The 5,745-nt window shown below is 67.1% G+C and carries 6 protein-coding genes and 1 tRNA gene; 3 read left to right on the forward strand and 4 right to left on the reverse strand.

Annotated elements, in window-relative coordinates:
• Both DBR20_RS22755 and DBR20_RS06970 read left to right on the forward strand, forming a co-directional pair.
• On the forward strand, nt 1-1,190 hold a 1,190-nt coding region (locus tag DBR20_RS22755), incomplete at its 5' end, for a transglutaminase-like domain-containing protein (protein WP_258223237.1).
• Nucleotides 1,187-1,714, forward strand: coding sequence for a Slp family lipoprotein (locus tag DBR20_RS06970; RefSeq protein WP_100463401.1), 528 nt, complete (start codon nt 1,187-1,189; stop codon nt 1,712-1,714). The genes DBR20_RS22755 and DBR20_RS06970, both read left to right, overlap by 4 nt.
• A 158-nt stretch (nt 1,715-1,872) precedes the next feature.
• Here DBR20_RS06970 and DBR20_RS06975 read toward each other — a convergent pair whose 3' ends face one another.
• The 4 genes from DBR20_RS06975 to dnaX form a co-directional block, all read right to left on the reverse strand.
• Nucleotides 1,873-2,232, reverse strand: coding sequence for a histidine triad nucleotide-binding protein (locus DBR20_RS06975; protein WP_089239144.1), 360 nt, complete (start codon nt 2,230-2,232; stop codon nt 1,873-1,875).
• Nucleotides 2,233-2,296: 64 nt separating this feature from the next.
• Nucleotides 2,297-2,896 (reverse strand): recombination mediator RecR, encoded by a 600-nt coding sequence (recR, locus tag DBR20_RS06980; RefSeq protein ID WP_089239142.1) that lies wholly within the window; start codon nt 2,894-2,896, stop codon nt 2,297-2,299.
• Nucleotides 2,897-3,007: 111 nt separating this feature from the next.
• A complete protein-coding gene (locus DBR20_RS06985) occupies nt 3,008-3,328 on the reverse strand; it encodes a YbaB/EbfC family nucleoid-associated protein (RefSeq protein ID WP_025879376.1) in 321 nt (106 codons plus the stop codon).
• A 6-nt stretch (nt 3,329-3,334) separates the two neighbouring features.
• On the reverse strand, nt 3,335-5,413 hold the full coding sequence (gene dnaX, locus DBR20_RS06990) for a DNA polymerase III subunit gamma/tau (RefSeq protein WP_181393034.1): 2,079 nt from the start codon (nt 5,411-5,413) through the stop codon (nt 3,335-3,337).
• A gap of 140 nt (nt 5,414-5,553) precedes the next feature.
• On the opposite strand from dnaX, the gene DBR20_RS06995 reads away from it, so the two are divergent.
• Nucleotides 5,554-5,646: transfer RNA gene (locus DBR20_RS06995), tRNA-Ser, on the forward strand.
• Nucleotides 5,647-5,745 lie beyond the last annotated feature (99 nt).

Below are 5,745 nucleotides of genomic sequence, written 5' to 3' on the forward strand. Positions count from 1 at the left end.
GACGCGACCGCCGTACCGAGCGTTTGCCGCCTGCAGTGGTCGAGCACGGCACGGAAGGCTGGAACTACCAGATCGATTACGAGCCCACCGACCGTCGCCAGCTGGTTGCGCTGGATCTGCCCACCGCCGCACCGGAAGGCAGCCGGCTTGATGCCGCCCTGAGCCTGAGCAGCGACCGCAGTTTGTCTGCGCTGAGCCGGTGGCGTCTGCAGTCGGCCCCGCCGCAGCGCTTTGATGCCACGCTGTCGTCGTATCAGCGCCGCGCCGCGCTGCAGTTGCCGGAAGGCTTCAACCCCCGCACGGCAACCCTGGCCCGGCAGTGGCGGCAGGAAGCCGGAAGCGATGATGCAGCGGTGGTCCGTCGCGCCCTGGCGTGGATCACCGCGGACTTTTCGTACACGCTGGCAACGCCTGCCGCCGGGCGCGATCCTGTCGATGCTTTCCTGTTCGACTACAAGGCCGGCTACTGCCAGCATTTCAGCTCTGCCTTCGTGGTGCTGATGCGCAACGCCGGCATTCCAGCACGTGTGGTCACCGGGTTCGCCGGCGGCACGCGCAACCGGATCGGCGACTACTGGGTACTGCGGCGGATGGACGCCCACGCCTGGGCCGAGGTGTGGCTGCCGCAACGCGGCTGGGTGCGCATCGACCCGACAGCGGCAGTAGCACCCGAGCGCATCCTGGACACGCTGGACGACCGCCTGCAGGCCGGGGCCGATACCGGGCTACAGCAGCGCTGGCAGCAACTGGGCCAGGTCCGCGACTGGATGCGCAGGGGCTGGAACGAACTGGTGCTGTCGTTCGATGCACGCCGCCAGCAGCAGTTGCTGCAACCGTTCGGGCTGGACGACCTGCAGCCGGGACAGCTGCTGGCCGGCTTCGTGATGGCGGTGTCGCTGGCGCTGGCCTGGATGGCGTGGCTGCTGGCCCGTGGCGAACGCGAGCGCGACCCGCTGCTGCGCGCCTGGCACCGGCTGGGGCTGCGCTATGCGCGGCTGGGGCTGGGCCGCGAACCGCACGAACCCGCCCTGCACTGGGCGCGGCGGGTCAACGGGCAACGACCCGACCCGGCCCTCATCACACTCAGCCAGCGTTTCGCTGATGCACGCTACGCTGGCACTTGTACCGAGCTCGCCCCATTATTGCGGGACCTGCGCAGGCATCGCCCGACTTCCGGAGCCTCCCCATGAATACCAAGTTCCTCCTCACCGCCGTGGCCGCCCTGGCCCTGTCGGCCTGCGCCACGGCCCCCAAGCCGCTGCAGGGACAGTTCAGCCTGGTTTCCCCGCGCGACTCGGTTGCCACCCAGCAGGTCGGCACGCCGGTGCGCTGGGGTGGCCGGATCATCGAAACCAAGCCCGTCCAGGGCGAGACCTGTTTCCAGATCATCTCGCGCCCGCTCAACGGCAGTGGTCGCCCGAACACGACCTCCTCCGATGCCAGTGACGGCCGCTTCATCGCCTGCCGTGCCGGCTTCTACGACCCGGCCGTGTTCGAAGCCGGCCGCGACGTGACCTTCATCGGCAAGATCGATGGCTACGCCAACACCCGTATCGGTGATTACGACTACCGACTGCCGAAGCTGGCGGCCGACGTGATCTACCTGTGGCCGGAGCAGCGCCAGGTCGATGTCGTGCCCTACCCCTACGGACCGTGGGGCCCGGGCCCGTATGGCCCGTACTGGGGCGGTTACCGCGGCTGGGGCTGGTGGTAGTCCAGGCCCGGTACGCATGATGCAGAAGGCCGCCCATGGGGCGGCCTTTTTCATTCATGCATGGTGTGGGTCTGCTCGGGGCGATGCTGCACTGCGACGCTTTTTTATCCCCGCATGGCGTGGATCTACTTTATCCACGCCATGCGTGGATGACTGCCTCAACGCCCCGGCGTGCCGAAGTGACCCAGCGGCGCGCCAGCCAGCAGATGCATGTGGATATGGAACACGGTCTGCCCGGCATCTTCGCGGCAATTCATCACGATGCGGTAGCCGTCCTGGGCGAAGCCTTCCTGCCGCGCGTACTCGGCGGCGGCCAGGGCCAGCTTGCCGATCAGGTGCGCCTGCGACGGCTGCAGGTCATCCAGGGTCGGAATGATCTCGTTCTTCGGAATGAACAGCACGTGCACCGGCGCCTGGGGCGCGATGTCCTTGAACGCCAGCACGTCCTCGTCTTCATAGACGATGGTGGCCGGGATCTCGCGACGGATGATCTTGCTGAAGAGGGTTTCGCTGCTCATGGTCGGCCTCGGCGGGTGTCACCGCATTGTAGGCCGGTAACGCCGGGGCATGCCCGGCATCGACTCAATCGCGCACTTCGCTGCGGGTGCCGAACGCGTGCGACAGCGTGCCGCGATCGACGTACTCCAGCTCACCGCCGAGGGGCAGGCCCTGGGCCAGCCGACTCGGCCGCACCTGGCGGGCGCGTGCCAGCTGCGCGAGGTAGTGCGCGGTGGCTTCGCCTTCGACAGTGGCACTGGTGGCAATGATCAGCTCCTGCACTTCCGCTTCGGCCAGACGCTGTTCCAGCTGCTCCAGACCCAGCTCGCGCGGGCCGATGCCATCCAGCGGCGACAGGCGCCCCTGCAGCACGAAGTAAACGCCGCGATAGCCGGTGGCGTTCTCGATCGCCAAGCGGTCAGCCGGTGATTCCACCACGCACAACTGGCTGCGCTCGCGGCTGCCATTGGCGCAGGTCGGGCACAGCTCGGTTTCGCTGAAATCGCGGCACTGCGCACAATGACCGATGCGTTCGACCGCCTCTGCCAGCGTCCCGGCAAGGCGTTTGCCACCTTCGCGCTCGCGCTCGAGCAGGTGGTAGGCCATGCGCTGTGCCGTCTTCTGGCCTACGCCAGGCAACACCCGCAGTGCATCGATCAGTTGTTCAAGCAGGGGTGCGGACACGGCGGCGTGTTCTGTAGGGCCGAGCGTGCTCGACTGGAAATTGCGGGCAGTCGAGCACGCTCGACGCTACACAGTGCATGGCACCCGGCAGTGCGGGTGCCATGCAGGACATCAGAACGGCATCTTCATGCCCGGCGGCAGCTGCATGCCGGCGGTGGCCGAACCCATCTTCGACTTCGACTCGGCGTCGATCTTGTTGGACGCATCGTTGAAGGCGGCGGCGATCAGGTCTTCCAGCATTTCCGGATCGCTGGCCAGCGACGGATCGATGCGCACCTTGCGGCACTCCTTGGCACCGGTCAGGGTGACGCTGACCATGCCGCCACCGGCGCTGCCGGTCACTTCGATCTTGGCGATTTCTTCCTGGGCCTTCTGCAGGTTTTCCTGCATCTTCTGGGCCTGCTGCATCAGTTGGGCGATATTGCCGCGCATGTCGTCTTACTCGTCAAAAGAACGGATGGAATCGGAAACAACCCGGGCGCCGTGCTGCTGGATCAGCAACTGGACTTCCGGATCGTCCATGAAAATGGCCTCGGCAGCCTGCTGCCGCTCGCCACGCTGGCGGTCGGCACGCTGGTGCAGGGTCTCGGCCGGGACCTGCTCGGCCTCCGCGGTCTCGACCACGATCTTCAGCGCCTGGCCAAGGGACTTTTCCAGCACCTCGCCCAGCGCTGCCAGCGCGCGCTCGGAGCGCAGGTATTCAAATCCGGGCGAAAGGCCCAGTTTCAAGACCCCATGCTGGCAACTGATGAAGGCCGCATTGGCTGCAAGCTGTCGCGATGGACCGCTCAGGCCGCTGTTGGCAACCAGGTCGAGCCAGTCCTCGGCGCAGGCCAGGTCACTGACGTTTCCCGACGGGGCGCGGTCGGAAGCGACAGTCGAGACGGCTGGGGCGATCGGGATGCCTTCCGCACGGAATGGACGCTCCGGCACCGCGACAGCCTCTGCAACCGGCTGCGGCGCCGGCGCTGGCGGCTCGTGCCACGGGGCGACCATGGCCGCGTCGGGCGTCGCCATTTCAGCGGCCAGCGCCTCATCGCGGGAAGTGTCCTCGTCGGTCGCCCACGGCGGCAGGTCGTCTGCCTCGGCGGGCGCCTTGGGCGTGGCCGCGTCGGGAGCCAGCTGCACCTTCATCGGCGGCGGCGACCCGGGTTCCTCGACCGGAACCGGTTCAGGTTCAGGCGTCGGATCCCGTTCCGGGGTCGGCTCGGGTTCCGGCTCGGGTTCGCGCTGTGGTGTCGGGGTCGGCGTCTGAGCGGTTGCCTCCACCGGCACCGATGCTGCAGCGGCCTGGGTGACGGCGACGGCTCCCTGCGCAGCAGCGGCCGCCGGGGCAGCTCCTTCGTGGCTGCCAGCAACGCCGCCCCCGGTCTGGCCCGTACCGGTCGGTGCGCTGCCACCGGAGGATTCCGGGGTGCGCGGTACCGACGGCACGGCAGCCGCGGGTCGGAACGCCAGCATGCGCAGCACGGCCATTTCAAAGCCGGCGCGTGGGCTGGGCGCCAGTGGCAGATCACGACGACCGTTCAAGGCCATCTGATACCAGAGCTGGACCACTTCAGGGCGCAGGCGCTCGGCGAATACGCTGGCATCCAGTCCTTCGGCAGCGGCGGATGCGCCCGGCACCAGTTGCTGCACCTGGATGCGGTGCAGGCCTTCGGCCAGCGCATCAAGCACGCCGCTCCAGTCCGGTGAGAACTCGGCCAGTGCCGCAACGACCTGCAGCAGGCGCGGGCCATCGCCCTCGGCCAGCGCATCGAGCATGGCCGCCACCTGGGTGCGGTCGACCGTGCCCAGCATGGTGCGCACCACATCCTCGCGCAGCGCACCGCCGGCATAGGCGATGGCCTGGTCGAGCAGCGACAGGCCGTCACGCAGGCTGCCGTCGGCGGCCTTGGCCAGCTGCACGATGGCGGCCGGGTCCGACTCGATCTCCTCGGCGGCGAGGATGCGGGTCATCTGCCCCTGGATCTGATCTTCGTCCAGACGCTTGAGGTTGAACTGCAGGCAGCGGCTGAGCACGGTGACCGGCAGCTTCTGCGGGTCGGTGGTGGCCAGCAGGAACTTCACATGTTCCGGCGGCTCTTCCAGCGTCTTCAGCAGCGCATTGAACGCGGCCTTGGACAGCATGTGCACTTCGTCGATCAGGTACACCTTGTACTTGCCACGCGAGGGCATGTACTGCGCGTTCTCGATCACCTCGCGCACATCGTCCACGCCGGTATTGGACGCGGCATCGATTTCCAGCAGGTCGATGTAGCGCCCGGCGTCGATGTCCAGGCAGGCCGCACACTGGCCGCAGGGATCGGCACTGGTGCCCTGCTCACAGTTCAGCGATTTGGCGAAGATGCGCGCGATCGTGGTCTTGCCCACGCCGCGGGTACCGGTAAACAGGAACGCGTGGTGGACCCGGCCGCTGTCCAGCGCATTGCTGAGCGCACGGACCACGTGTTCCTGGCCCACCAGCTCGGCAAAACGCTTCGGACGCCACTTGCGGGCAAGGACGAGATAGGACATCAGGCCACCGTCTTCCATCGGATGTTCCATTGTGCCACGCCTGTCCAGCCCTCTCGCCCTGCAAACCAGTGCTTGTGTCCTGCCGCTGCGCCCGCTAGAATTTGCGCCCCTGCTGAGGCGTTTGCCGATGGCAGGGATCCGGAGAGGTGTCCGAGTGGTTGAAGGAGCACGCCTGGAAAGTGTGTAAGCGTCTAAACCGCGCTTCGGGGGTTCGAATCCCCCTCTCTCCGCCAGATAAATAAAAAAGGCTGCCCTTCGGGTGGCCTTTTTTATTTATCTGGCTGGGGAAGCGAAGTGCGCTGCGCGCCCTTCGCCCCAGACGTTGCTGCGCA

It is taken from the genome of Stenotrophomonas sp. HMWF023, assembly GCF_003060985.1.
GTDB classification, from domain to species: Bacteria; Pseudomonadota; Gammaproteobacteria; order Xanthomonadales; family Xanthomonadaceae; genus Stenotrophomonas; species Stenotrophomonas lactitubi.